Below are 26,771 nucleotides of genomic sequence, written 5' to 3' on the forward strand. Positions count from 1 at the left end.
TTGCTCTATTAGTGCCGGATAAAAGTTATGGCTGGTGTGTTCCAGCTGGATCTACTGAGTCGTTAACAGATGCACTTAATGAAGCTTATGCTGCCTGGGAAAATCAGACATTAGCGCCTAAAGGGGAACGTCTTTATCAGTTAGCTTCCAACGAGTTTTCTCTTGAACGGTTTTACCGTCATACTTTTGCTCTTTATGAGGAATTAGCACACTCTTAAACAAGTAGTTTACTTGGATAAAACATGACTTCCATTGCAGAATTAACCTTTCCTTTGGTATACTTTGCAAAGGAACTACACAAGCATAGAAAAGGATGAGATGAAAAATGGCAAAAGCTTTGATTGTCTTTGCAAGTTTAACCGGCAACACACAAGAATGCGCAACTATTGTAGAGAAGGCTCTAGAAGATTTAGGTGTAGATGTTGAAATGGTTGAAAGCATGCAGGCTGAACCGGAAGACTTTTTAGATGTCGATATCTGCATCATCGGTACGTATACTTATGGAAATGATGCTAATCTACCAGATGAATTCGTCGATTTTTATGAAGAGTTGAGTGAAATTGATTTAACAGGAAAAGTTTTTGGGGCATTCGGTTCAGGAGATCATTTCTATGAAAAATTTTGTCAATCTGTAGATGATTTCGCTGATAAGTTGGCTTCAATTGGTGCTGTAAAAGGCGCAGAAAGTGTTAAAGTCGATTTAGATGCCAATGACGAAGATATTGAAAACCTAGAAGCTTTCGCCAAATTATTAGTAGAAAAAGCGGCCTCTTTGTCTTAAAACGGCTCCCACAAGCAAATTCGTCCATTCTGCAAGAAATTTATTGCCAGTCAAAAAAAAGCTTTCCCGCAATATAATAGCGGGAAAGCTTTTTTATTAGTCTGTATAATTTGGTACTGACTGTAACAATGCTTGTTTGATATAATCCGTTACATCTTTTTCATGGAACTTCAAGAACTCTTGAGCAATCAAAACAGCTGTCCCATGGACCGTAATCCAAATATGTTTAAATAATTTTATTTTTTCAGCTTTTGACAACTCTTTCGTTCCTTCCATTTCTTTGAAAATTTCCATCATCTTATCAAAAGAGATAGTATGCATTTGATCCGTATCTAATTGGGATTCAAAGTATAAGGCTTTAAAAAAGATAGGTTCATTTTTTGCAAAATAAATATAATTTAAACACATATTGAGTAAAGGATCTTCCACTCGATCTTTTTGGTAGATGGTCTCATTTATATATGTTTTTATCTTTTCGACGAGTTCTTGTTTTAAGTCATCCATGTTTTTGAATTCTAAATAAATGGGTTGGGTTGAGCAATCCATCTTTTTAGCAATGTTGCGTGCTGTAAAACCTTCAAATCCTTCTGTTTTCACAACTTGGTACGCTGTTTCAAGAATTTGTGATTTTAGAATTGTTTTTTTTCTAGCCATTTCAACTCACCTCTTCGGTATCATTTACCATCGATTAGGATAATTTATCTTTTTATCCTTTAATCATTTTCCAACAGAACCAACCGTTTTTGCCTTCGTTTTTTATAACTAACTGACTAACCTCATCTTGAAATTAAGTCCAGTACCAAACGACATTATTTTTAATTTTCTTTCTTAAACCCTACCTTGTACCTAAGTTAATCAGATCTTTTCTTCAATCATCCTTAACTTATTCTATCACTAATGTGATTAAAAGAGAACTTTTTTGTCTCGCAAATATGAACATCTGTTGACTAATTAATCAGCAGCCTAAATTGGTCTAGTTATTCCTCAGTCTGAAAATTGAGCCTAAACTACGAACAGGGATTACTTTAATCTGATTCAATCTTTCTCATTTAAAAAAAACTCTTTTTGTAAAATTGTTTCTCTAACTTTCGTGTGCTATTATTATTTAGTAAGAGTCTGAAACTGAACGAACTAGAAGAATCCTCAATTGCTTTTAGTTTCTTTTGTTCCACCCTCATTTCGTATTTCTAGGAGGAAAAGAATATGGTATTGCCAAACTTTGAAGAAAATCTACAAAAATATGCACATTTGCTCGTTAAATCGGGTATCAATGTGACAAAAGGACACACAGTTGTCTTACAAATCGATGTGGATCAAGCACCATTGGCTCGTTTGATCACTAAAGAAGCCTATGCTTTAGGCGCTACAGAAGTCATCGTGAAATGGGCAGATGATGTTGTGAACCGTGAACAATTTATCGGAACGCCTCAAGAACGCTTAACCGATATTCCACAATACAAAATTGACGAATCCTTAGATCAAGTAGCTAAAGGTGCTAGCCGTATCAGCGTTCGTTCTTCAGATCCAGATGCATTATCTGGTGTAGATAGTGATAAAATCGCTGCTTATCAATCAGCAGCTGGCATTGCATTAAGCGAACAACGTAAAGCTACGCAAGCAAATAAAGTGAGCTGGACTGTTGCTGCAGCTGCTGGTGCTAAATGGGCTGCTAAAGTATTCCCAGATTTAACAACTGAAGAAGAACAAGTTGACGCTTTATGGGATGCTATCTTTAAAGCCGTTAACCTTTACGATGCTGACCCAGTTGAGTCATGGGCTAAAAAGGACATCACTTTAAATGAAAAAGCAGACGAATTAAATAAAGAACAATTTGTAGCTTTGCACTACACAGCTCCTGGTACTGATTTAACAGTTGGTTTACCTGAAGGACACCGTTGGGAAGGCGCAGGCAGCGACAACGTTCGTGGCGAACGATTCATGGCAAATATGCCCACTGAAGAAGTCTTCACTGCTCCTGACGCAAATCGCGTTGATGGTGTGGTTCGCAGTACTAAACCATTAAGCTATGCAGGAAACACGATTTTAAATATGGAATTTATATTTAAAGATGGAAAAGTTATCAACGTAACTGCTGAACAAGGCGAATCCGTCTTGAAAAACTTAGTTGCAACCGATGCAGGTTCTGCACGTTTAGGTGAAGTTGCTTTAGTTCCAGATCCTTCTCCTATCTCTCAATCAGGTATCGTTTTCTACAATACCTTATTTGATGAAAATGCTTCAAACCATTTGGCCTTAGGTTCAGCTTATGCCTTTAGCTTGATTGGCGGAACAGAAATGTCTGAAGAAGAATTACAAGCAGCTGGTCTAAACCGCTCAACTGTTCATGTCGACTTCATGATTGGTTCAGATAAAATGGATGTAGACGGTATCCGTGCAGACGGCAGCACCGTTCCAGTCTTCCGTAATGGCGATTGGGCTTAGTCCGATAGTGAATAAAGTAAAAGAACGACTAGCATTTTCCTAGTCGTTCTTTTTTTCTGTCATTTTCTACTGTTTTAGTTATTATTTACCAAACGAACAATCTTTCCTCGAATACGTTTTTCTTCTGTTAAGACTTGTGTGATTTTAAAAGAGACCTTGTCGCCTTCTCTTACTTCTAGATGAGTAGGAATAGAGCATAGAGCATCTAAATTGGGTGCAATCCTTACAAAGATTCCCCACTTTTTGATATTCCTAACCGTTCCTAAAACCACTTGATTTGGTTCTATATCTGCTAAAGAAACAGATACCTCATTTTTATATTTCACAAGCGGCTCAACTCGCAAATTTTTATTTTCAGTAATGCGATTAAACCTTACTTCTATGCTATCCCCAATAGTTAAAATATCGCCTATTGTTGTATGGTCTTCAGCAAAATCTTTATTGAGCATCTGGACCGATGTATCCCCAATAACCAGATAAGCGCCGTAACGCAAAATTTTTGTTACTTTCGCTTGAAACGTCTTGCCCTCTTTTAACTGCATATGTAGTCTATCAAATTCTTTTTCTTTAATTTTTTTAGTCGAACCTATTAGGAAACCTTTTTCTTCATTTACTTCAATCAATTGAAAATAAATCGTTTCACCTACGTAATGTGCCAAAGGCAGTTGCTGCTTTTTAAATGCTAAGTCTTCCCGCACAATGAAAACAGGCATGCCGTTTACTACTAATTTTAAGATATCGTTACCAAATTCTTCATCATATTGAGACAATAAAACGGTTCCTGTTAATTCGGTTTCTTGGTCAATCATGTCATAAAATGCATCATACTCTGTTGGTCGACTTATTTCTTGTTCAGTCTCAAAAAAAACGTTTTCACTTTTTTCCAAAACTGTAACATCCGATATAGCTGATTCCTTATTCTGCACTCTGATCCATTTTTTTACTAGATTCCTTATACCCATCTTTTTCTGCCCACTCCTTAACCTATTTACCAATCCGTTTATTCGTTTCAATTATAGCATATGTTTTTTTATTTTTAAGCACTTTTTTTCATTCTTTTTTCCGCCACACGTTTTTGACTCATTTAAAATGATTTTCAAATGAATAGAGCCCCTTTTTTTTTAATGTTTGAACAATTGGTGACATATCAGCCATTTGTCACCAATTGTTCACTACTTATTTCATCAGATTTTATCTTTTAAATCTTCTTTTCGGGTATACTGATAGATATATCTAGTTATTTTCTTGCTTTTTATATCATGATATTCCCGTTATACATAGCTACTCATTTGCATTACCCTAAATACGAGGAGGAAACTTTATGGTGCAAAAAGAAGTGATTGATATACGCATTTTGCGAAGTAAAAAAGCTATATCTGACACATTAATGGGCTTATTAAATGAACGTGATTTTAAAACCATTACCATTACAGAAATCGTAAACAAAGCCGGAGTGAACAGAGGGACTTTTTATAAACATTATGCTTATAAGGAAGATATTTTACAAGAAATACAAGATGACTTTTTAGAACAGTTAGCGACTATGCTAGAAAATAACTATCAAGATGTCTGCTATTCTAACCTAAAAACAGTTCTTTTATCCGATGCCCTATTCACTTTTATTTATGACCACCGCAATTTTTTTCATTTAGCCATTCACACGGTTGGTTTCTTGAATTTCCAAATGCAATTTTCTGCTGTAGTAAAAGATTTCCTGATTAAGAATTTTTTCTCAACTGCCCAGCACGCATTAAAATCACCAGACCCACTAGCTGCCTATATTGCGAATGGTATATATGGCTACTTAGCGGAATGGGACGAAAATGATTATGCTTCTTCTCCTACTGAAGCCGCTCAGCAATTAACAGACATTTTCATTTTAGACCGTAGTATTTTTAGTCTACCCGCTGTGAATCTTGTATCCGATGAAGAATTCGTAGATTAGCCTCCTTATTTTTAGAAATCTATCTGCTCTTGCTTCTTACATCTAGACATTCATTTTAAATTATGAGAAAATAGAACCTGTGTTGAAGAGGTCCTATAGCTCAGGTGGATAGAGCAAACGTTTCCTAAACGTTAGGTCGGGAGTTCAAATCTCTCTAGGATCATCTAGCTACAATATCTCTAACCATAAAAAAGAAGCAAGCCACTTTTTTCCAATTAAACTTGGACTGAGTGCCTTGCTTCTTTACTTACTATTGTTCAAATAAAATGTTTTCTATATGAACTTCTTCTCTTTTAGCTGGATAATCCGTTTTTTCCTCGATTATTCCTTCAAAAACAAGTTCACCAGAATTGCTGTCAAAAGCCAGCATCTGTAGTTCGTTGTCTCCTATTTTATAAGACGTAACAAAGTACATGACGCCTTCGCGAACTTGCACGATTACACCTTCATTAAACATTGCCTGTTGAGCAGCTGACAATTCGCCTGCTTTAACTTCTGTCAGTTCTTTTTGATTTAAATCGTACTCATACAACGATAAATTAGCGCCATCTTTTTTATAAAAATACAAGTTGTTACTTTCAGTTGACAATATAGCTGCTATTCCATGGCGGTTTAATTCTTCTGAACCATTGATTAGAAATTGTTCACCAGTTTCTACATTCACGCCAATCAATTCATACACAGGCAGAGACATCACTTGATTTTCTTCATACATATCCATATTTGTTGAATCATCATTTAGCTCTACACGGTAAACCAAGTAGTTAGCTGAAGTAATGCTCGTTGATGCATTCATTAATTCTACATATTGAATCTGTTTGCCTTTAGAATCAATCAAATCTAACTGAATTTTTTCGTCTTTTTCAATTTTTTCCTTTGGTAGACTGATTGAATATAAGTGCTGTTCATCTTGACTATTACTACTGTTTACGCGGTAACCATTGGTAATCACGATTAATTGATTGTTTGCCACTTGCACATCTTCTACATACATATAGCCATATTCGTCTGCTTTCGGAAGATTAACTGAAAAAGAACTTTCTTCATTCGTCTGTTTATTTAACACATCAATAGTGATTTTCGAATCTTTTGAAATCGTTGAAAAGGCATCAGTTGTAATCTCTGCATAGGCTAATATCATCTCATCTTCATAAAAATTAGCCAAATCAGAATTTTTCCCACGCATAAAGCCTCTATAATCCTCTTGTAATTGGCTTATTTTTTCATTAATATTTCCAAAACTTTTTAATTGATCTAAATAAGATTTCTCCGATTGATAAATTGTTTTACCCGGAGTTATTTTCATCTCTGTTCCTATCCCTAATTGACTGTTTTCATAATAATACCCTGTTATTGACATGTTTTCGGTTAAGCTTTTATCGCCACTTTTTGCTACAACAGAAAATTCAGGTTTTTTATTTGGCCCAAAAAGGGGCTGAATATAATAAATTCCAATTGAAAAAACGACTACAACTACCAGTGCAATTATTTTCTTATAACGTTTCATTTTCTTTGCCTCCTTTTTAGACCGTTACTTTTTTATTTAATAAATAATGGCTTGTCCAACTGCTTAATCCAATAACCATTAACCCTAAAACAAGTTCTGCAATGAGTAATTCTTCTGGGTAAAGCCCTTTAAAACCCACTACTTCACTAGCAATAGTTGGCAGGAAGAACAGGAGAAATGCGACTGTGCCAAAAACTAAACCTAGTAGCATCCCTTTAAAACGGAAACTTCTTTCAAATAAGATCACCGTGAAGACAATTAAAAGCATCCCAAATCCAGCACCATAATGCATGATAAAAGCAATAAAAGATTTTGGTATTAGGATAGCAAGGAAATAGGATGATTCACTTAATTGTTGGATGGATAAATCTACTCTAAACTCGTTTGTAACTAGCCATTCTAACAATTGACCTTCAATCAGCAATAAAGTAAGTTGCGCTGCAATCAATCCAAAAATCATTAAGGCGATTGTTGTTAATTTGGACCAAAAAATGTTCATACGAGCCGTTGGCAACATCAATAAACGGTAGATAAAGCTATTTTTCCCCATCCATTCAATGTACCAAATAAAGAAACTATAAAATAACATCGCCGTTATACAAATAATGATAGGTAAAGAAAACCAAGCATTATTTACGATCCAAAACATACTCATTTCGCCAGTTTCGCTTAAAAACTGTGCTTTAGGAATTTTATCTTGATAGAGAGCTACGTTTACTTGACTTAAGTACCTTCTAGATTCTACAAAAACAGCTATCAGTTGCGACACAGCTGTCAATCCAATCAAGACAAAATATAATTTTGCACAGCGATTAAATTCAAAATTGACCAGTTTCAAATAATTTTTCATGGTTGGAACACCTCTCTCATAACATCAACAACCGATTTCCCTTCCTCTTCACGGACCTGCTCTGCATTAAACTCTCTCAATACCATTCCCTCATCAATTAAGACCACTTTATCAATCAAATGCTCAATATCATTGATTTCATGTGTCGTAATAATCACGCCGCGATTTTCAATCAAGTGACTGGTAAAAACAGCTGTAATTTGTTCGCGGCTAAAAATATCTATTCCAGAAAAAGGCTCATCCATTAATAAATAATCAACGTCTAAAGCTAATCCCAACAGCAGATTCACCTTTGCCGTATTCCCTTTAGAAAGAGCAGAGATTTTGTCTGTCTTTTCTAGTTTAAAAAAACCAAGTAATTCATCTGCGCGCTTTTGATTCCAAGTTTGATAAAAATCTTGCATAAATTGCATGGCTTGTTCGATTCTGAACCCTGGCAACATCGTCATCGTATCTGGGATGAACGTGATTTTTTCATAACTAGCTTTACTAATTTTTTCTCCATCAATCAGAACTTCGCCACTATTTACGGGAGTCAAGTTCATGATTGCATTCAATATCGTCGTTTTTCCTACACCATTAATGCCGATGATACAGGTAATTTCACCTTTGTTAGCCGTAAATGAAATCCCCTTTAAAACTTTTTTCCGTCCAAATTTTTTCGTTAATCCTTTTACTTCAATCATTTTTCTCCTCCTTTTCTTCAACAGCGTATTTCTCTTTAATCAATCCAATGATTTTATCAAGTGGCACTCGAATGGGCCGTATAGCCGTTACAAATGAAGAAACAGCTTCTTCTAGCAACTCATCTTGCACAGCTCCCAAAATACTTTGGTCTTTTGTAAGTTTACTAGGTGAATTGCTTTCGGTATAAATCAAGCCTTGTTCCTCCATTTCTTTATAAGCTCGCTGAGCAGTATTGGGGTTGATTTTTAACTGATTAGCCAATTCTCGTCTAGATGGAACTTCTTGACCAGGTACTAATGTTCCTGCTGCGATTTCCTCTTTAAAATGACGCACAACTTGTTCATAAAGCGGATCTCGTTTATTGAAGTTTACGTTCATAGCAGCCTCCTGTTTTCTTTATTTTCTTCCAACTGTATTAACCAGTTAATACACACTAGGTAAAAAAATACGTATGAATCACTTAATACACTTCTTTATCTGTATTATATGGTTCACACACTTTACTGTCAACAACTTTTTCAAGTGTTCGTCTTCACTAACAGAACTTTCGTTCGTATGATGAAAGAAAGACTACAGGAGCTGAACGGTGTTGCTCCTTAATTCATATGCTTAAGTTCGTGTAGAACTATTTTAGTCGATAAACATTGCCTTTGACTGATTACCCGTACTAAATAACAACCAGCGAAACGATGCTTAGTTCCTCTGGTTTTAGGATTTAATTTGATTAATTGCTTTTTTTTATTTAGGAAAAATCTCTCCCCTATTCCACTAGTACCACTAACTTTTACTTTAGAACCATTAATCTGCTCTCTTTTCAGCTTTGTTGTACAAAACAAAACCTATAATAATCAGCACGATGCCAATTCCTAAAACGAGTATGCGGTGTTCATCTAGACCTGTAAGACCTAATATAACGACAATAAATCCAATCGTCATCATAAACAATCCATTTTTCAGCATACACTCTCATCCTCACTTTTTTAATCAAGTATTAGACAAAAACAACTTTTTCTTTCTTCTCAATACCATTTTCACCAAAATGAAAGCGTGTGTCAAATTTTTAAGCTTATTTCTATAAGTGTTTGCCAACACTCCATTAAGCTTGTTCACTAGCATATCTCTTTGTTTCTTTTCTAAATCTTGTTACACTAATGTCAAAGGATTTGATCACAACGAAATGAGGAATTTTAATGAGCAAGTTAAAGGTAAGCCATTATTCTATTTTATCCTATCCTATCGTAATTCTTGTTTTTTTTATGACTCTGTTCGTTCTTACTGGTTGCAGCACAACTGAAACCTCATTGAATACAAAGAGTGCTCTTTCTAACCAAAAAGAAACGACTTCTTCCCATTCAAGCGCTGTGATAGCTCAATACATTGAATCAAGTGACACCAAAAAAGATGATGGCATCATTACATTCGATGACTTTAAAGGCTACTGGGCTACTTTCGACTCAAAAGAAAACGAACCTTTTCAATCTGCTATTGGCAAATATACTGTAGCAATAACCAATGATACCTTTATTCCTGGTGAATGGGGAACAACGTTAGGCAGTAGCGACATCCTTGATTACACTATCGAAGGAACTACCCTAACATTAGAACTTTATACACCTGATTCAAATCTCGAAAACACCGCTGAAACCTATTTATTGACACTAGAACTTGTCGATAAAGATGGATTATTTGTTTTAAAATCAGCTAACGGATCCGTTATTTTTTACCCCGTTACCTCACAAGAATTTCTAGATGCTGGTTGGAAAATACCAAGTGATAGTTTCTAAACATGTTTACCTTTATGAAATGCATGCTAAATTAAAAAACGCCTAAAAATACAAAAAGGTATTTTTAGGCGTTTTTTAATTTAATCTGTTTCTTTATTTTTGGTTTTTCTGCGAGCTCCTTTATTTTTGTCTACTTTTTTGCGGTGTTTTTTCTTTTTCTTAACCGGTTCAATGATTTCTTTTTCAGGTTTCACAACTACTGGTTTGATTATTTTTTTCTCTTTAATAGGTGCTTTTACGGCTTCTTTTCTCTCTGGTTGTTCTTCTGCAATTGGCAAGTCTTTTACGATTTCTCCGCCATACAAATATACTTGGCTCAATTTGATTTCCAACGACGAGATTAGTTTTTTGAATTCTCTTAACTCGCGTTCATTAACTAATGTCAAAACGGTCCCTGTCTTACCCATACGAGCCGTTCTGCCTGAACGGTGAATGTAACTTTCTTTCGTTTGTGGAACATCATATTGAATCACAAACGGCAAGTCTTTAATATCTAACCCTCTAGAGCCTACATCCGTTGTTAACAATAACTTTATTTTGCCATCACGGAATTGTTGCAAGGCTTGTTTGCGCTCTGTTTTGTATTTTTCACCATGTAAAACGGCTACTGATATGCCTTCATACGTTAGTTTTTCAAAAGCTAATGTCAAATTAGCAACGTTGTTCACAAAAACCAATCCTCTGAAATCTTTCATATGCGTCAAGCGTCTAAGCGTCTCTACCCTTTTACGCGTAGGGGTTTCGATGTAAGCATGAAGCACTTCACCTTTAGATTGATCATCCTTTGTAGCATCAATCCATTGCGGCTCTACATTAAACCATTTTGGCAAATCTTCCATCAATTCATTGCTGGTAGCCGAGAAGAAGCCCATTTGACGTTGTCCAGGCATTTTATTGACTAGTTTTCTTACGGTTGATAACTGTTCTTGTTGCAATAATTGATCGGCTTCATCTAAAATAACAGTTTTTACTGCATGTAATTTTAATTTCTTCGTTTCAGAAATTTCAAAAATTCGGCCTGGGGTACCAACGATGATTTCTGGTTTATCTTTCAACTTATCGAGTTGACGTTTCAAATTTGCACCACCAATGATGGTTTGAGAGCTTAAGCCAAGTTGGCTAGCCCACTCTTGGACTACTTCTCCGACTTGAATCGATAATTCTTGTGAAGGCGTTAAAATCACAACTTGTAAGCCAGCTTTTGCCTCAACTTGTTCTAACGTTGGAAGTGTATAAGCAACTGTTTTACCCGTTCCTGTTGGCGAAATACCCACCACGTCTTTCCCTGTTTTTAAAGGTTCATAAACTTTCTCTTGAATAGCAGATGCCTCTTTGTAAGCTAATGTTTCCCAATAGTTTTTAAATGCAGGTAAACTGTTTTCTATCATCATTTAATCCTCGTTTCTTTTGTGTTGCTGTCAACGTCTATCATATCAAAATTATTCGATTTGAGCTAACTTTTCTGTTACCTAATGAGTATATTTAAATAAAAACAGGATAAAAAGCCCGAATATCTATTCGAGCCGTTTATCCTGTTTAAATTTTATTCTTTATCTGCTGCAAAAATGATGCCAGCATCTTTACGCAAATCGGTCATCACTTGATTCACTTGTTCGCTTAGTTTCAACCATTCGTTGTAGTCTTTTTGTTTAGCGGTATCTTCTGGAAAATTGATTACAGCTGCAAAAGCTTTTGCTTCATCCATCATTGGGTTTGCAGCAGTTTTTTCTGCAATGCTTTCTTTCAACTTTGTCTTACGATCAATCACCTCAATCGTTGTAATTGATTCAATACTGTCCATTGACAATGTCTTATTCAAGCCATAAATTTCAGCTGGCAAATAGGAATTAACAATTTTCCCGACTAATATCGTGACATCAAATTCCTTATACCGCAAGATAATTGTCCCTTTTCCATCCACGCCAGTAACAATCTTTGTACAGAAATAATGGCTTTTTTCTGGCATACCAAACCATGCAATGGCGGCATATAATGGGTAGACACCTAAATCTGCTAAAGCTCCTCCAGAATAATTTAAAGAGAAAATATTGGGTTCCTCACCATTTAAAACAGCATCATAACGAGAAGAATATTTCATATAAGTAAAAGTTGCACCTTGCAGACTGCCAATCGATTTCACTTCTTCTCTTACAGTTTTGAAATTTTCTTCATGCACATGACGAGCTGCTTCAAATATAAAGACTTTATTTTCTTCAGCTACTTTAATTGCTGAAGTCCATTCGCGTGGATTAGAGAAAATGGGCTTTTCAACAATTACGTGTTTGCCAGCTTTCATTAACGTTACAGCTTGTTCGTAATGCATACTATTGGGAGAAGCAATGTATACAACATCAATAGCTGAATTCGACGCAAAAGCTTCTAAACTTGTTTCAAAAACCGTTGCTTGGTAAGGTGCACCAAATGCTTTTGCTTTTTCAATGGACCTAGAATAAACACCACCTAATTGATACTCTTGCGTAGCAATTGCAGCATCCACAAACTGATTCGTAATCCAATTTGTTCCAATAATTCCTAAATTTAACAATCTTACCACCTCCTAATTAAACCGCTTACAATTATTTTTATTTTATCATACCATATCTCTATCCTCATTTAAAATAAGTCTAATCATTTGCACAGTTGCTGTTTTATTATTGGCTTTTTTTTCTATCAATCAAGACACTTCGAATAGTATGCCAATTTCTTTCATTTGGCATATACTCAATGCCAATTACTGGAACTTCTTTTGGTATATTTTTTTGAACAGCGTCTAATTTAGTATCCGTTACTACTATTTCTATTTCTAAATTCTGAAACTTTTTCTCTGCTAGACTATAGCATATTAACTCATTTGGAAAATAGCTCTTTAAAATGTCTGCCAAAAAAAGTTCATGAGCCTTGCCAAACTGAGAGATGACCAATACACTTGTTTTCTTTTGCATTTGCAAAAGCTGAGACGTCAACCCTTCCCATTGGATGATTAAGAGATACAAAAGTTCATTTATCTCATCTTTCATTTCAATCATCCACCCACTGTCAGTCAATCCTTCTACTTCTGAAATAACCAATTTCATGAACGGCTGATAAATTTTATCGATATTTACTAATGAATTTTCTACTCGATTGACCATTACAGAGTCTGGTCCTTGAAATTCTTTTTTATAGACCATGTACTGAAAAATACTGCATTGCACAACTTCTTTATTTGGCAGTATAAAAGAATTTTTTTCAGAAAAAGCTGTTAAAGCTTTACCAATACGTTGAAATAGTGTCAGTAATTCTTGTGATAATTGGTTCAGTTGAGGTGCTGTATCTAGATAACGATTTGTAAAATAAAAGCCCAAAAATTCAATTTCCGGCTTTGGTATGTTTAATGGTACATCCTTTATAAGATCTTCAAAGATTTCTAAAAGAATATTATTTACTGCGACAGGTGCTGTATACTGTAGTAATATGTAACCTTTGCTGATGCGTTCAAAACAAATATGCAGACAAATCGTTAATTTATCTTCCATAATAGGAGATAAGACGATAGTTGTTTTTTCTTCAAGCATTCTTATGATACGATTTACCACATTGAGTTTCAGAAACCCTGTTTCGTCGATTTTAGATCCATATTTTCCCCAGAAAAAAACACCATAAAAATACCGTATTTGTTTCTCTGTTCCGATTATTCTCATCGGACTCTTTTGCACGGTCAACTTATAATTCCTAAGAAATAAATCGATGTGTTTAATGCTGCGTATAATAGAAGATGTACTGATAAATAAATGTTCAGCATATTCTTCTATCGAATCCATCTTTTCCTGGTACAAGCATTCTATTATTTGACTATTTATATTTTCAGCTAAAATTTGTTGATAAAAACTTTCCATTTGAAAATCAACTGGTAAAATCAACTTCACTCCACGATGATTAGATGTAATTAATTTAATAGAATGACTTGTAAAAGTATTATAATAATAAATATCCGCTTTGATACTACGGACAGAACACTTTAACCGTAATGCAATTTCTTCAATTGTCCACCATTCGTCACTGCTATTTAATAATTCCATCAATTCTAAGCGTCTCAACGAACTTGAATCGATTAATAATCTCATGGCAACCATCACTCCCACGTTCTTATTTTTTACTCAGTCAACACGAATAAAGCAATGTTATTTTTGCTAAACAAAGAACCGCCTACTAGCATAGACGATTCTTGCGAGGAGGACTTACAAACAAAAATTGTATGTGGGGGCGTAATCTACCACAACTTGGCATGAGGTATTGTGAATAGATGGGGAAGAAGTGTACAGCTAGCTTTATTGAATAAAAGAAGTTAAAAAACCATCCGTAAAGATAAGTTTGCCAGACAAATCGTAGGTATACGTGATTGTTTTAAAAAAATAGATAAATAAAATTTAATTCGTAAAGGTATAAATATGGGGTATAGGTCTACTTTTTTTGTTCCTAAGGGTTAGTAGATGAGCTTGGAGGGGTAATTTGGGAGTTGGAAAAGAGACTGATAAATGGCAAACAATTGTTTTTCTTTTCACGGCGTCACTCCTTTTTATGAGGTATAATCAGTATATCATTCTCTAATCAAATTTTCATTTCAATATCTGCACTACAATAGGCAAATTATGAATACATTTATTTGATGAGGTAAATACCACTTTTAAACATTTGTCCTTTTTCTTTTACATAAAAAAAACCAATGAATAAATGTTGCTTAAAAAGTACACTATTCATTGGTCTATTACAATCTACTCGCTTTAATGCCGAGTTTATTCATTTTTATGATTAGTTTAATGATTATTTTTTATTAACGTCCTTGTTTCTTTTCTCTATGGTTACGAGATCTCATAACTTCAGAACGAATCAAACTATTAGGATTTCGATCTCTATTTTGCTTATCTAAGTTGTTAATGGTATTCATGTCTTCATCAGATAACGCAAAGTCAAACACTTCGGCATTTTCCTGAAGCCGATCTTTGTTGCCCGATTTTGGAATGGGAATGACATCTCGTTCGATATCCCAACGTAAAGCTACTTGTGATGGAGTCTTGCCATATTTTTCGCCAATTGTTGTTAAGTGCCGCTCTTTACTAACATTCCCTCTTTTCAATGGGCTATAAGCCATTGATACAATATTTTCAGAATCGCAATAGTCGTTTAAGTCTTGATTTGGATTTCCTGGATAGATTTCAAACTGATTGACTGCTGGACGTACTTTTACTTCTTTTAATAATTCAGCCAAGTCGCCTCTGCTAAAGTTAGATACACCGATTGATTTTGCTCTGCCAGATTCATAGATATCTTCTAAAGCTCTCCATGTATCTAAGTTTACAGCAGCATCTTTATCCGGCCAATGAATCAATAATAAGTCTACATAAGGTTGATTTAAACGTTTTAAACTAGCTTCAAAAGATTGAATTGCATTATCAAATCCAGCATCTGTTTTCCAGATTTTGGTTACCACAAAAATTTCATCTCGAGAAACACCTGAACTGACCGCACGATTGATTCCACGTCCAACATCTTCTTCATTATCGTACATTGAAGCTGTATCTATCAAACGATAACCTTTCATAATAGCTGAAAAAACCACATCTTCAGCTTCTTGGCCTTTCATTCCGTATGTTCCTAAACCAATTCCTGGAATTGTATACCCATTGTTTAGTGCCATTCTGTCTAATAAGCTTACTACCATCGTTATCCGCCTCCTAAACTTTGTTACCTTTAGTGTAAACAAGAGTGACAGAAACTTCAAAAGAAAACACTTACAAAACCAAAAAACAACTAAACACAAAATTTTTTGTATTTAGTCGCTTTTTTGTTATCTAGTATAATTTCTTAATGTAAAACGATTACGACCATTTCTGGACGATTATTAACGCGCAACGGGAACGTAGAATTTCCAATTCCTCGGCTGACCATCATTCGGTAAGCAGGCATTTCAGGATCATAATAAATCCCACTAGTATACGCCGGGAACTTGCCTTGTCCGGGTGCAAACAAGCCGCCTAAGAAAGGCAATCTAACTTGACCGCCATGAGCATGCCCACTAAGCGTAAGAGCAGGAACACGTGTTAAATCCATTAAATACTCTTCAAACAATTCTGGTCGATGTGCCAATAAAATACGCGGTTTTGTCCGTAATGGTTCTTCAATCATTACACCTCTCAAAATAGGTTTTGGCGTTGCATCAAAATCTTCTTTTTCAGACAGTCCCATCACTACTATTCCATCATCACCGACTGGCAACCACTCTGCTTCATCAATCAATACCCTGACACCAGAGGAGGTTAGGGTTGTTTCCCACTTTTGCAAATGACCTGAACCTAAATCATGATTTCCGGTTACTGCAAACGTTGGAGCAATCTCAACAAGGGCGCGACACAAATACTCCAATTGTTCTTGCGGGAAATCAGCTCGTACATCAATTAAATCACCGGTTAATGCAATCATATCTGGTTTTTCTTTTGCTACTTTTTCAATCAATTTCTTTAGTGACACACCTTGACGTGGCAAATGAAAATCACTCAAGTGAATAATCTTAGTTCCGCTTAAACTATTCTCTGTAAAAGGGAGCTGTATTTCAATTTTTTTTCGTTGTAGTTGTGTATTTTGTAAATATAAATAAAGAATGATACTACATACAATTGCTACGATTATACCTACTATTGTCCATCCTGACATACGTATTCCTCCTTGACCAAGCTAAAACGAATTGCCTTTAGCTGCTTCAGCTGATTTGTTCACTATAATAAGTTAGTCTTATTGTATCATAGTTTTCTAAGTAAAACGGTTACTAACGAATGGTTAGCATAAAAAAACAGAATGATTCCGCTTCTCTTCATTGAATGAATCGGAATCATTCTGTTAGTTAAAATAAATCATTTTCGTACTTACTAATGTGTTTAATTTATTGGAATCAAAGAAATAATTTTCTTTGCCGCTTTTTATTTCAAGATCAATCGAGCTGATTTCTTTTTCAGCATTATAGGTCATTAGCAATCCTATTAGACCTTTCGACTGAGTCAAAATATCCAATGTGCTCAAGTCGTCTTCAATTTTTAGCTGAATCGTAAGGACACCACTCACTAAGTCAAACTTATTCTTACTCACATCCCATTTACTAGAAAGCGCAGTATCAGATGGCGCATTTTCATTGTGGTAAAAATTGCTCATTTTTATTCCTTCACTTGTCGTTTCGGCTTTATAGTTTAATTTTTTTTCAGAGTTAGGTACTTCAGTTTGTAGAGCCGAATCCTTGTAGCTTAAAGCCGTAATTTCTTGATTCTTTTCTTTTTTCAAAGCTTTTACTTTTTCTATTAATTCTTTTTCTGTGCTGCCAGGAGTTAGAACAGCCATAAAAGGGTCTTTCTTTTCTACTTGTTTTGATGAAAAAGTTGTATGATAAGCGCTGGCTAATCCATCCATTGCTTTAACATAAATAGGGTGGAACATGTATCCTGATAAGAATAGGATCCATCCCAATAGTACAACTAAACTTAAACGAAGGTAAATTGTGTTCTTTTTATTTGTAGGAGTATGCACAGTCAAAACTCTCATAAAAAACACCACTTTCTCTTATCTAATTTTAATTTATTATATACAGAAAATATACTACTTTTTGTTTAAAATGTCACGTTTTTTTGTTTAAAATGGATATAAATATCATTTTTATTCAATAAAGCCCTTACATTTATTGAAATATCATGTCAAGATTTTTATCTATTACTACTATAATCGGCATAAAGTTTTATTTATTAAGTCTTATTTAAAAAAAAATGCAAAAAAAAGAGAACTAGACGAATTCGTCTAGTTCTCTTTTTTTGCATTTTTTAATTATTTATCTCTTGTTTTGCTTCAGTGGCAGATTCATCTAATTTTTCTTTAGTAGTAATATTTTTTTCTTTCCATTCAGCAGTACTCTCAACAACTGATGAATTAATGTCTTCTTCAACTTCTTTTGTTTTTTCAATAACTTTTTCTTCAGTAACTTTTTCTTCAGTAACTTTCTCAACTGAAGTTTCACCTTTTGAATCACTTGTCAAAGAGCTTTTTGCTGATGAACTTTGTTCTTCTTCAGCGATTTTCGTATCTATTTGTTGACTATTATTTTCCTCTACTAAAGGAACTTTCATTGACCTCATATTTGTAGATTGAGATTTAATCTCATTTATTAGTTTTCGAGATATGATCAATGTATTGCCTGTATCTCCTGTAATTTTTACATTCAAGACAGCATTATTTAATGTTTCGTTAGACATTAACCACAAAGAGAATGTCTTATCCGGATTTAGCAAAGAAACTATTTGTTTCTCCTTTCCTCCTTGTACTTCAATGCCAATATCTTTTGCATTAATTTGAACATCTTTGAAGTTTATAGGGTCTGCCGATTCAGGATTAGTTGTATTAAATCTTTTAAAAGTCAAATTCACTTTATCTTTCGTTAATTTAATTGGCAATTGAGCATACTTCGTATACGCACCATTTATAGGTAAAACTAAATCAGAACTTAAAACTAATCGTGTAGCAAAAAATTGATCATAAGTATGTGAATTGTCATAATAACCGTATTTTTGGTTTTCATACATGCCATATTTTTGAATCTCAATATTTAAACTTAGTTCGAACCTGTCTTTATTTGCATAATTAAGGGAAGAATCCGAATTAGATGGATCGTAGGAATAACTTTCGTCCAATTCAAAAGTGATAACTATGCCATGATGCTCTTCATTCAGTTCTATAGATTTAGATTTGATAGCTTCATTACCTGTGGACAGTTGAGAAATAATATATGTCGGTTTGTTTTCTTTTGTACCATTATTTTTAGTAACTGTAGTTGTTAAGGGTACATTATCTGGTAATTGAATGTATAAAGTAGCCTTATTCAAATTCTTGATATCCCTTGTTGTTGAATTAAAACTATTGTAGGTTTCACTAAACAGCATTTTCATATTTTTTAAACTATAACTATATTTTCCATGTATAGCTTCTACAAAAGTACTTTTATCTGGCCAATAACTTTTTTCTTCATTTGTTTTTGGAACAAGCCTAACTGTGTTCTCTAATATTTCTTCATCAGAAAACAGTTGATCATTTGCATTTACTGCATTTGCTTGAATCAATCTGAACGTGACGCTAACTTTTATTTTTTCATCTTTTGTAGGAGCAGTACTTTTATAACTCACTTTGATAGGCATTTCACCTTTTGAATTAGGTTCCAGGATTACTTCTTTACTATTTGAGTCTTTAGCAAAGATGAAGCTGTTTGTATTTAAAGATGCTGAACTTGCAGTTACCTCTTTCGCTACAGTCCCAAAATTAATGGTTACTGAAGTATCTTTTAGTTCCGCAGAAGTCACTGTTGCTCCATTTTCTTTTGTTATATTGACCTTATAGCCTAACTTCGCGGATAAACTACCCTCATTTACCAGTTTACTTGAAGCAATTAAAATAGAATCACCTTCAGTAAAACTTGCAGCAGTAATATTAGAGGTGTCCTTTGTTACTAAACTTACTGTACCTAACTCTAATTTGATACCCATACTTACACTTGCTGTGTCACTAAATATTGCTTGTACTTTTGACGAAGGAGATAGTACAAAAAAAACCGAACAAATCAAACTGATCTTAATTAAAACAATTAAACAAGTTTTTAATTTTTTCATATCTAATCTCCCCCTTACTTTATAAAAAAATTTCTTAAGAAAAAACGATTAGATAATTTCCTAACCGTTTTCTCGAAAGTCTAGCATCTTTTAATATATCCATTATTAAAATTTATTTCATTTTATTTTTTATTTGTTTGTACAGCGTTCACGCTAAATACATTTTTTAAATAATTTACAGTAGTTTTATTACCTGGAAGAAATTCTTTATGTGAAGGGTTATATGAATCGGCAACAGTTGGATCAACAGTAATAGTTACTGTAAATTCTTTTTTATCAACTATTCCATCTTTCTTACCTTCAAGGTTAAAATTTTCTTCTAAATCATGTATTTTGATTGTAAACGGACCATCTGAATAATTAACATCATTTTTAACTGATGAAAGTGGAACTGGTATATTTGCTAATTTCAAATTCACCTTTGTATCAAGTGAACCTGTATTTTCAATAATATACGTTTTTGTAAATGAATCACCAGGTCGAACATTTGTAATATTTCCAGCATCTGCAATAGAACCATCTGAAGCAACATTTGCACCTAATTTATCATTTACATCTAGTTTAGATGTTGTTGTAGCAATTGGTTCATATTTCCAATCAGTTGTATTTTCAGTTGAAATTTTTACATCACCCAATGACAATTGAATATCTCCTTGTATATCAGCACTATTTGAAAAGAAAGCACGTGTTCCGTATGCTGCTACACTGATGATTAATAACGTTCCTAATAAGATTGGTAATTTTTTCATTCTGCTTTTTGATGTTTTTTTCATTTTATATTCTCCTCCAGTTATCTTTTAATTATTTTCTTATATTTCAACACTCGTAACTATAGTACTGGATAAAAATTAAGTCAATCAATATAGTTTTTATTCAAAATTGTAAATATGCATCTATTAAGATATAACTTTAGTTTGCTCTATTTAGAATATTTTTTAATTTGATAATCAAACAAATTGCATTGTGATGGCGTTTTAAATTGATATGTTATAATATTGTGTGAAAATACTTATGATTTTAAACAAATCAATAACATTTGTTTAACTAAAAAAAGAATAATATGTATATTTCATGTATAAAAATAGCTTAAATTTTACATTATTTAACTAATAATGTTTTATTTATAGAAATATGGTTGTATTTGTTAATATTTATTGGAATTTACTAAATAATTCAGTGTTTTTACTATTAATTTTATGTACTGCCCTAGAACACTACTTAAAAAAACAAACAAAAAAATAGAAAGCGGATAACTTTATCCACTTTCTATTTAATAAATACGTTTTATCTTGCATAAATATTTTTTTGTCAAATTTGTGACAGTTCGATAATTCTGCTTTTAGCAAACAGTTGTTTATTTAAAATCACTCTTTCTCGTCTTCCTCTTTTGTCGGATAAAGGTAAAGATAAATAAGATAGACACCCATTAAAGCAACAATTATAGCAAATGCAATTGGTTTTTGTAAAAAAGTAATGATATAACCAAAATAAGGTATCCGTATTTTTTTGATACCTATATAAGAATCTTCTGTCACAAAACCTTGGTCTTGGATGTTATTAGCATCCCCTTTTGTGACTAATCCTTCTTCTGTTTTATCTACAACTCTATGGGTAACAATTTCCGAATTGTATTCAAAGGTCACAACATCTTTAATTTCAACCTCCTCGTAAGGATCCGTTTCAACAATAATAAAATCTCCAACTGCTATTTTAGGTTCCATACTTCCACTTACTACTGTGTAGCCTTTATAGCCAAATAATCCACTGCTATCTGGAGCAGAGAAGAAACTAATTCCGGCAATTACTGCGAAAATAGATACCACTATTACGACTAGTGTTGTTCCAATAAATTTAATCGTTTTCATCATTTGATTCCTCACCATCTTCATATTTCATTAAAGATAGCATATCTTATCTAGTAAATCTATCTCGGTTTTTCTAAAGCAAACAAAAGTCACGAATTATTCGTAAAAAATATCGTTTTCTATACTTGCATGATATTCATTTTCTAATTGGTTTTTAGATAAGTTTGGTCGAACAACATACAATGAATTAGACGTATAGTAAGCATTCGTCAATCCTACAGCTACACTATCAATGAGGGATTTTCCTTGAAATCTACTATGAATGACACCCGCACAAAAGGCTTCATTTATACCCCAATTGTAGTGGTCATCTCGATTACTTGAATAATTGATGATATGGATTCCTTTTTCCTGGTTGCCAAAAGCAACTTTGGTACTTCCTTTTGAGATAACAACGTTTTCAAGCCCTTTGTCTAACCATTTTTTCACAGCACTTCTAAGGTCTTCATCTGTATCAATAGTCATATCAAAATAAGTTGCAGTTTCGTTATGCTTCGTAATTATTACTCTTATTCCATCTAAATAACTTGGAAGATTAACTAGACGTTGAACTGAGACAGTTAATAAAGCAACAGGAATATTATATTTAATGGCGTATCCATTTATAAATTCAATAGTCTCTTTGGGACAATTCAAATCTATGATGATATATTTTGAGCGTTTCAATACCGAAAGATGTTTATTAAGCCATTCAGGTGTCATTCTATCAAAGATATCGACTTCTGCTAAACCTAAGACCATATCCCCATTTTTATCGATTACCTCCATAAATGTTCCTGAAGGGCAACCTTCAATCGTATCAACCGCTTTAATATTCATAAAATGTTCTGAATGGCTCTCAATCATTTTGCCTTCTACGTCATTTCCAACTACAGAAAACAGCATGACTTTATCTTCCAAACGGCCTAAATTTTCTCCAACGTTACGTGCAGCTCCCCCAACATTTGTACGCGATTGTACGTTATGCGATGTTCCTTGAATCAAAGTATCTTTAACTAAATACCGTCGATCGATATTCGCTCCACCAATACAAATGATGGGTTCTTCTTCATTTAACACATAAGCTTTCCCCAACAAATAATCTTTTTTCACAAGTCCTGAAATAAGATTGGCCGTAGCTGAACGAGACAGCCCAATTGTATCAGCCAATTCTTGTTGCGGTATAAAAGGATTCTCACGAATTGATTCTAAAATTAACTTTTCTTTCTCATTAAGACCCATAAGTGTTTATTCCTCTCTTATTGCTTCTTCCTACTTTGCTATTCTTTCAAAAAGATAATCATTTCTTAATTTTCTAAGTTGTAACTTCCTTAATAGTTATTATAAACCATCTTATATCAGATAGCATTTCATATGGTTCTCTTTATGTAGTAACACATCTTTTGAAGAAACTTTAAATATCGAACTCAAACTATACTTAATATATTAGTCTACATAGCATTTATTTTCAATTTACTTTTCTTCAGTATTCAATAAAAAAAGCAAAAAAACCAATTTATCTTAAAATAAATTGGTTTTTTTGCTTTTAAAATAGTTAAATTTAAACGCCGAACTCCGCATCCTTATTAAAATAGGCCTCTTGTGTTGGTTACGTCTACTGTGAAGAGTACGCCGTTTCCGGGTTGTTCAATTTTTAGTGCGTTACTAATTGATGCCACTACAGCATCTGTTGTGTGTTGTTCTGTAAGGATCATTACGACTTCTTTTTCTGGTTCGATGTCCATTGAGAAAAGTCGGCTTGTCTCGTGACTCCCAGAACCACGGGCATTGATAACCGTTCCTCCTTGAGACCCAGCTGCAACAGCCGCGTCAATAACTTCTTCTGCTTGACCACGATCAACAATCGTAAATATAGCTTGATGCATATTATCCTCAACCTTTCTGCCGTGAGCATCTTGATTATAGACACAATTCCGGTTTCCTAATAAGTTTGCAAGAGGGATCGTAAATGCAATTCCTCTATTTCTTTTTTTTAATTGTAATTTTTCAGTTAATGCTTCCAATGCTTCTTCAGCTGTATCTTTTCGAGCAGCCATCATTAAAATTTCTTTTCTTACTTCTTCCAGACCAAAAAACTTTAATGCTGAATTTGATGCTGTGCCTAAACCTCGAAAAACGGTTCCTCCTGATACACCCGTCTTCTTAGCAATTTGCAAGGCTCTACTACCTACACCCTTATTGACAACTAAGAAAAGCAAATCATAGTCTATACCTTCAATTACTGTATTACTCATTCGCGTGGAGTCCTCCCTTACGAGATTTAATTTTAAATAATATACCAAGTATTTCTAAAGTAATAATTGGCATCATAGCCACCATTGCAATCATACCAAATCCGTCTAATAAGACATCTGCTCCCTCGATTGATTCAGCTGCTCCTTGAACGAATGCTAAAATAAAGGTTGCTGTCATTGGTCCAGAAGCTACTCCACCAGCATCAAATGCCATTCCGACAAACATTTTTGGCGTGACATACATCAATCCAATAGCCAAAATGTATCCTGGTAAAATGAAGTGCCATAATTGTAAGCCTGGAACTAAGATACGAATCATAGATAACAGAACCGCTAATCCAACACCAATAGATAAGGCTGTCAGAACAACTTTTCTTGTTACATAGCCATTTGTTACATCTTCAATTTGATGAGTTAAAACATAAACAGCTGGTTCAGCTAATATGGTTACGATTCCTAGTACGAAAGCAACAATCAAGACAAAAATACTGCTGTCCAATGCCGCTACTGTATATCCTACCACACTTCCGACCTCCATGAAACCAGCATTTACCCCAACTAAGAAAATAACTAAACCAATGAAAACGTAAAGGACACCTTTCATAATTTTAGCTAGCTTTTTCTTCGATAATTTCAAGAAAAAGAATTGATACAACAAGAAAATAGAAACAATAGGGACTAAAGCAATCAATATTTCTTTCATAATAATAGGGAAATGATGAATAAATGGTGCAATAACCGATTCAGTTCCCGTTAAATCTACTGCTAAACTGCCGGAAAGTTCATCTTGTTTCCCAAAAATATTCATCAACATTACTGCGATAATGGCTCCTGAAGAAGAAATAGCCACTAAACCAAAACTATCTTTTTCAGATGCTTTTCCATTTTTTTTCAAATTTGATACACCTAATGCTAAAGCCAACATAAAAGGTACCGTTAGCGCACCTGTAGTTGCTCCTGAAGCATCAAATGCGATTGCTAAAAATTCATTTGATGTAAATAAAGCTAGTAAAAAGATGACAGTGTAAATTCCAGTTAGTAATTTGTACAACGGAATATTAAATACAATACGCAGCAATCCAATTGTCATCATTACTGCAATTCCAATAGAAACATAAATCAAGATGCTCATATTCGGAATTGCTCCTCCAGTCACATCGGCGATCTGGTTCGCTAAAATGTGCAGATCGGGTTCAGCTATTGAGATGAAGAATCCTAGTACGACTCCTGCAATAGCGACAATCCAAACTTTATTGCTCTTGGCGATGCCTTTTCCTAAGTTCGTTCCAATCGGGCTAATTCCTATATCGGTTCCCAGTAAAAAAATGGCTAATCCAACAACAATAAATAAAGCACCTAATAAAAAACGTAACAATAAATTGGTTTCAAGTGGCGCTATAGTGAAATGTAAAATTAAAACGATCACAACAATTGGTAAAACAGAGAGTAAAACTTCTTTAAATTTTTCTGTAAGTATATTCAAATAAACGACACTTCCTTCCTTATTTTGGTAATTTAGCTTATACATGGTAAGAATTGCTGAAGAAAACAAAAAGATGATTGATTAGGAACAAACCCTCTTTTTTATTATATATCTGAAGACCCAATAGTTTGATTTAAAACAGTTTTTTGCTTTCATCAACCATCCATGCAAGTACCCACTGTATCAGCATATTCTAAGTGTAACATAAAATTAACCTTAAATAAAATCTGAATTCTTGTATTTTTCCATTCTTTACTAGACAGTTTGTGTGGGAAAATAAAAAAAGCCGAACTTCTTAGATTAGAAGTTCGACTTTTTATCAATTGACTTGTTTATAAAGTAGGACCTTGATCATTTGATGAATTATTTTCTTTATCCATTTTTCTATCTAATTTAGCCAATTGACTTTTAGCGAAGTCGCGTCCGCCAATACCAAACGCAATGGCAAAGGCAACAGATAACGCACCCAAGATTAAGATAAAGGCTAAGTTAACAATACTTGTAGCAAATTGTAATTGATCTAATGCCATGAATACAGAGAGAACGATTAAGATATATTTCAAAATTTCACCAGCAAATTTATTCCCAGTTGATTTTTTGATTAATCCTCCTAATGCAGTTCCACCTACAACACCGATTCCTAAGATGATTAAAGCACTAAGAACAAGTGGCAAGTATGCGATGATTGCTTGACCAATAGTGTTTAAGACTTTTAAGTTTAATACATTTAAAGCTTCAACTAAGAAGAACACACCAATAACGACAGCAACAATTTGGCCAATAATCTTAGCTAAATCAAAATTCATATTTCCTGAATTTTTCACGTATCTTGTTAAGTTATTGATACCTGAACTTGAAAGTAAATCAGTTAACAATTCACCAACAAATTTAGCAATAGCGATTCCAACAGCTAATAAGATTACCGCTACAATAATATTTGGAATAGCCGCTAAAACTTGGTTTAATACGCCAACGATTGGACGAGAAATCGAGTCAATATTCAATGTTTCTAAAGCAATCGTAACGATTGGAATCAAGATAATAATATAAACAATGTTTCCTAATACTTTAGCCATTGTACTCTTTTGGCTAGCACTTGGTGTTGCATCTATATCTGTTTTAGAACTTGTAAGTTTAGATACCCATTTATCAACATCTAATGTTAAAGCTAAGTTGTAAACGAGATTTTTAACAAAACGAGCCACAATTACTCCAATAGCAATGATGACGATAGCTGCGAACAAGTTAGGCAAGAAGTTCAAAGCCGTATCAAACATATTAGAAATTGGTCGAGCGACTGCATCTAGTCCCAACATGCCTAAGATACCTGGTAAGAATAATAACCATACTAAGAAATAAAGGACTTGTGCTAAGGAGTCGATGGTTTTATCCGCTTGTTCTTGCGAATTCGATACACCCCATTTAGTTAATAGTTTGCCAAATCCGGCTGCTTTCAATCCTTTTTGAACAGCCTTTTTAACTACTGTAGCAATAATCCATGCAAGTAATAATAGCAAGATAGCTC

Annotated in this window: 25 protein-coding genes and 1 tRNA gene; 6 read left to right on the top strand and 20 right to left on the bottom strand. The window is 34.0% G+C overall.

Annotated features, from left to right (window positions below):
- On the top strand, window positions 1-218 hold a 218-nt coding region (locus CAT7_RS12435; protein ID WP_007725134.1), incomplete at its 5' end, for a glycosyltransferase.
- Window positions 219-325: 107 nt separating this feature from the next.
- A complete protein-coding gene (locus CAT7_RS09805) occupies window positions 326-781 on the top strand; it encodes a flavodoxin (protein WP_007725136.1) in 456 nt (151 codons plus the stop codon).
- A 96-nt stretch (window positions 782-877) separates the two neighbouring features.
- On the opposite strand, the gene CAT7_RS09810 is transcribed toward CAT7_RS09805, so the two are convergent.
- Window positions 878-1,435, bottom strand: a complete 558-nt coding sequence (locus CAT7_RS09810) for a TetR/AcrR family transcriptional regulator (RefSeq protein WP_007725140.1) — start codon at window positions 1,433-1,435, stop codon at window positions 878-880.
- Window positions 1,436-1,984: 549 nt separating this feature from the next.
- On the opposite strand from CAT7_RS09810, the gene CAT7_RS09815 reads away from it, so the two are divergent.
- Complete coding sequence (locus CAT7_RS09815) at window positions 1,985-3,223, top strand: aminopeptidase (protein ID WP_007725143.1); 1,239 nt, start codon at window positions 1,985-1,987, stop codon at window positions 3,221-3,223.
- Between the two features lie 74 nt (window positions 3,224-3,297).
- Here CAT7_RS09815 and CAT7_RS09820 read toward each other — a convergent pair whose 3' ends face one another.
- Window positions 3,298-4,110, bottom strand: coding sequence for a hypothetical protein (locus CAT7_RS09820; protein WP_156780544.1), 813 nt, complete (start codon window positions 4,108-4,110; stop codon window positions 3,298-3,300).
- Between the two features lie 434 nt (window positions 4,111-4,544).
- On the opposite strand from CAT7_RS09820, the gene CAT7_RS09825 reads away from it, so the two are divergent.
- Window positions 4,545-5,168, top strand: coding sequence for a TetR/AcrR family transcriptional regulator (locus tag CAT7_RS09825; RefSeq protein ID WP_007725149.1), 624 nt, complete (start codon window positions 4,545-4,547; stop codon window positions 5,166-5,168).
- Between the two features lie 89 nt (window positions 5,169-5,257).
- Window positions 5,258-5,331 (top strand) — tRNA-Arg (locus tag CAT7_RS09830).
- Window positions 5,332-5,418: 87 nt separating this feature from the next.
- Here CAT7_RS09830 and CAT7_RS09835 read toward each other — a convergent pair.
- The 5 genes from CAT7_RS09835 to CAT7_RS12440 all read right to left on the bottom strand — a co-directional run bounded on the left by CAT7_RS09835 (window position 5,419) and on the right by CAT7_RS12440 (window position 9,172).
- The gene (locus CAT7_RS09835; protein ID WP_007725152.1) at window positions 5,419-6,675 is read right to left on the bottom strand and encodes a hypothetical protein; all 1,257 of its coding nucleotides are present in this window, start codon (window positions 6,673-6,675) and stop codon (window positions 5,419-5,421) included.
- A gap of 16 nt (window positions 6,676-6,691) precedes the next feature.
- Window positions 6,692-7,525 carry a hypothetical protein gene (locus CAT7_RS09840; RefSeq protein ID WP_007725154.1) on the bottom strand — a complete coding sequence of 278 codons (834 nt, stop codon included), beginning with the start codon at window positions 7,523-7,525 and terminating at the stop codon, window positions 6,692-6,694.
- The gene (locus CAT7_RS09845) at window positions 7,522-8,211 is read right to left on the bottom strand and encodes an ABC transporter ATP-binding protein (protein ID WP_007725156.1); all 690 of its coding nucleotides are present in this window, start codon (window positions 8,209-8,211) and stop codon (window positions 7,522-7,524) included. Before CAT7_RS09845 ends, CAT7_RS09840 begins: the two co-directional genes overlap by 4 nt.
- On the bottom strand, window positions 8,204-8,590 hold the full coding sequence (locus CAT7_RS09850) for a GntR family transcriptional regulator (protein WP_007725158.1): 387 nt from the start codon (window positions 8,588-8,590) through the stop codon (window positions 8,204-8,206). The genes CAT7_RS09845 and CAT7_RS09850 overlap by 8 nt, the downstream gene beginning before the upstream one ends.
- Window positions 8,591-9,010: 420 nt before the next feature.
- Entirely contained in the window at window positions 9,011-9,172 is a 162-nt protein-coding gene (locus CAT7_RS12440; protein ID WP_007725160.1) for a hypothetical protein, read from the bottom strand.
- A 230-nt stretch (window positions 9,173-9,402) separates the two neighbouring features.
- Between CAT7_RS12440 and CAT7_RS09855 the strand changes: the two genes are divergently transcribed.
- Complete coding sequence (locus CAT7_RS09855) at window positions 9,403-9,996, top strand: hypothetical protein (RefSeq protein ID WP_007725161.1); 594 nt, start codon at window positions 9,403-9,405, stop codon at window positions 9,994-9,996.
- Window positions 9,997-10,076: 80 nt separating this feature from the next.
- Here CAT7_RS09855 and CAT7_RS09860 read toward each other — a convergent pair whose 3' ends face one another.
- From CAT7_RS09860 to CAT7_RS09920, 13 genes are all read right to left on the bottom strand, one after another.
- Entirely contained in the window at window positions 10,077-11,387 is a 1,311-nt protein-coding gene (locus CAT7_RS09860) for a DEAD/DEAH box helicase (RefSeq protein WP_035019653.1), read from the bottom strand.
- Window positions 11,388-11,539: 152 nt separating this feature from the next.
- On the bottom strand, window positions 11,540-12,541 hold the full coding sequence (locus tag CAT7_RS09865; RefSeq protein WP_007725167.1) for a Gfo/Idh/MocA family protein: 1,002 nt from the start codon (window positions 12,539-12,541) through the stop codon (window positions 11,540-11,542).
- A 106-nt stretch (window positions 12,542-12,647) separates the two neighbouring features.
- Window positions 12,648-14,099 carry a helix-turn-helix domain-containing protein gene (locus tag CAT7_RS09870; RefSeq protein WP_007725170.1) on the bottom strand — a complete coding sequence of 484 codons (1,452 nt, stop codon included), beginning with the start codon at window positions 14,097-14,099 and terminating at the stop codon, window positions 12,648-12,650.
- Between the two features lie 707 nt (window positions 14,100-14,806).
- Window positions 14,807-15,694 carry an aldo/keto reductase gene (locus CAT7_RS09875; protein WP_007725173.1) on the bottom strand — a complete coding sequence of 296 codons (888 nt, stop codon included), beginning with the start codon at window positions 15,692-15,694 and terminating at the stop codon, window positions 14,807-14,809.
- Between the two features lie 143 nt (window positions 15,695-15,837).
- The gene (locus tag CAT7_RS09880) at window positions 15,838-16,683 is read right to left on the bottom strand and encodes a metallophosphoesterase (protein ID WP_007725175.1); all 846 of its coding nucleotides are present in this window, start codon (window positions 16,681-16,683) and stop codon (window positions 15,838-15,840) included.
- A gap of 183 nt (window positions 16,684-16,866) precedes the next feature.
- The gene (locus CAT7_RS09885) at window positions 16,867-17,559 is read right to left on the bottom strand and encodes a hypothetical protein (protein WP_007725177.1); all 693 of its coding nucleotides are present in this window, start codon (window positions 17,557-17,559) and stop codon (window positions 16,867-16,869) included.
- Window positions 17,560-17,831: 272 nt separating this feature from the next.
- Window positions 17,832-19,664, bottom strand: a complete 1,833-nt coding sequence (locus CAT7_RS09890) for a hypothetical protein (RefSeq protein WP_007725182.1) — start codon at window positions 19,662-19,664, stop codon at window positions 17,832-17,834.
- Between the two features lie 122 nt (window positions 19,665-19,786).
- Window positions 19,787-20,437, bottom strand: coding sequence for a hypothetical protein (locus CAT7_RS09895; protein ID WP_007725185.1), 651 nt, complete (start codon window positions 20,435-20,437; stop codon window positions 19,787-19,789).
- A gap of 591 nt (window positions 20,438-21,028) precedes the next feature.
- On the bottom strand, window positions 21,029-21,532 hold the full coding sequence (locus CAT7_RS09900) for a signal peptidase I (RefSeq protein WP_231549410.1): 504 nt from the start codon (window positions 21,530-21,532) through the stop codon (window positions 21,029-21,031).
- Window positions 21,533-21,625: 93 nt separating this feature from the next.
- Window positions 21,626-22,750: a carbohydrate kinase gene (locus CAT7_RS09905; protein WP_007725192.1), complete on the bottom strand. Its 1,125-nt coding sequence runs from the start codon at window positions 22,748-22,750 to the stop codon at window positions 21,626-21,628.
- 344 nt (window positions 22,751-23,094) lie between these two features.
- Entirely contained in the window at window positions 23,095-23,763 is a 669-nt protein-coding gene (locus CAT7_RS09910; protein WP_007725195.1) for a P-II family nitrogen regulator, read from the bottom strand.
- Complete coding sequence (locus CAT7_RS09915; protein ID WP_029278344.1) at window positions 23,756-25,246, bottom strand: DUF1538 domain-containing protein; 1,491 nt, start codon at window positions 25,244-25,246, stop codon at window positions 23,756-23,758. The genes CAT7_RS09910 and CAT7_RS09915 overlap by 8 nt, the downstream gene beginning before the upstream one ends.
- A gap of 332 nt (window positions 25,247-25,578) precedes the next feature.
- Window positions 25,579-26,771 (bottom strand): mechanosensitive ion channel (locus CAT7_RS09920; protein WP_007725197.1); only part of this gene is annotated, 1,193 nt, incomplete at its 5' end.

This window comes from Carnobacterium sp. AT7, assembly GCF_000171855.1.
GTDB classification, from domain to species: Bacteria; Bacillota; Bacilli; order Lactobacillales; family Carnobacteriaceae; genus Carnobacterium_B; species Carnobacterium_B jeotgali.

Coding starts and splice junctions, on each gene's coding strand:
- CAT7_RS09805 (WP_007725136.1), top strand. CDS start 326: ATGGCAAAAGCTTTGATTGTCTTTGCAAGTTTAACCGGCAACACACAA.
- CAT7_RS09810 (WP_007725140.1), bottom strand. CDS start 1,435: ATGGCTAGAAAAAAAACAATTCTAAAATCACAAATTCTTGAAACAGCG.
- CAT7_RS09815 (WP_007725143.1), top strand. CDS start 1,985: ATGGTATTGCCAAACTTTGAAGAAAATCTACAAAAATATGCACATTTG.
- CAT7_RS09825 (WP_007725149.1), top strand. CDS start 4,545: ATGGTGCAAAAAGAAGTGATTGATATACGCATTTTGCGAAGTAAAAAA.
- CAT7_RS09835 (WP_007725152.1), bottom strand. CDS start 6,675: ATGAAACGTTATAAGAAAATAATTGCACTGGTAGTTGTAGTCGTTTTT.
- CAT7_RS09840 (WP_007725154.1), bottom strand. CDS start 7,525: ATGAAAAATTATTTGAAACTGGTCAATTTTGAATTTAATCGCTGTGCA.
- CAT7_RS09845 (WP_007725156.1), bottom strand. CDS start 8,211: ATGATTGAAGTAAAAGGATTAACGAAAAAATTTGGACGGAAAAAAGTT.
- CAT7_RS09850 (WP_007725158.1), bottom strand. CDS start 8,590: ATGAACGTAAACTTCAATAAACGAGATCCGCTTTATGAACAAGTTGTG.
- CAT7_RS12440 (WP_007725160.1), bottom strand. CDS start 9,172: ATGCTGAAAAATGGATTGTTTATGATGACGATTGGATTTATTGTCGTT.
- CAT7_RS09855 (WP_007725161.1), top strand. CDS start 9,403: ATGAGCAAGTTAAAGGTAAGCCATTATTCTATTTTATCCTATCCTATC.
- CAT7_RS09860 (WP_035019653.1), bottom strand. CDS start 11,387: ATGATGATAGAAAACAGTTTACCTGCATTTAAAAACTATTGGGAAACA.
- CAT7_RS09870 (WP_007725170.1), bottom strand. CDS start 14,099: ATGAGATTATTAATCGATTCAAGTTCGTTGAGACGCTTAGAATTGATG.
- CAT7_RS09875 (WP_007725173.1), bottom strand. CDS start 15,694: ATGGTAGTAAGCTTATTAGACAGAATGGCACTAAACAATGGGTATACA.
- CAT7_RS09880 (WP_007725175.1), bottom strand. CDS start 16,683: ATGTCAGGATGGACAATAGTAGGTATAATCGTAGCAATTGTATGTAGT.
- CAT7_RS09885 (WP_007725177.1), bottom strand. CDS start 17,559: ATGAGAGTTTTGACTGTGCATACTCCTACAAATAAAAAGAACACAATT.
- CAT7_RS09890 (WP_007725182.1), bottom strand. CDS start 19,664: ATGAAAAAATTAAAAACTTGTTTAATTGTTTTAATTAAGATCAGTTTG.
- CAT7_RS09895 (WP_007725185.1), bottom strand. CDS start 20,437: ATGAAAAAAACATCAAAAAGCAGAATGAAAAAATTACCAATCTTATTA.
- CAT7_RS09900 (WP_231549410.1), bottom strand. CDS start 21,532: ATGATGAAAACGATTAAATTTATTGGAACAACACTAGTCGTAATAGTG.
- CAT7_RS09905 (WP_007725192.1), bottom strand. CDS start 22,750: ATGGGTCTTAATGAGAAAGAAAAGTTAATTTTAGAATCAATTCGTGAG.
- CAT7_RS09910 (WP_007725195.1), bottom strand. CDS start 23,763: ATGAGTAATACAGTAATTGAAGGTATAGACTATGATTTGCTTTTCTTA.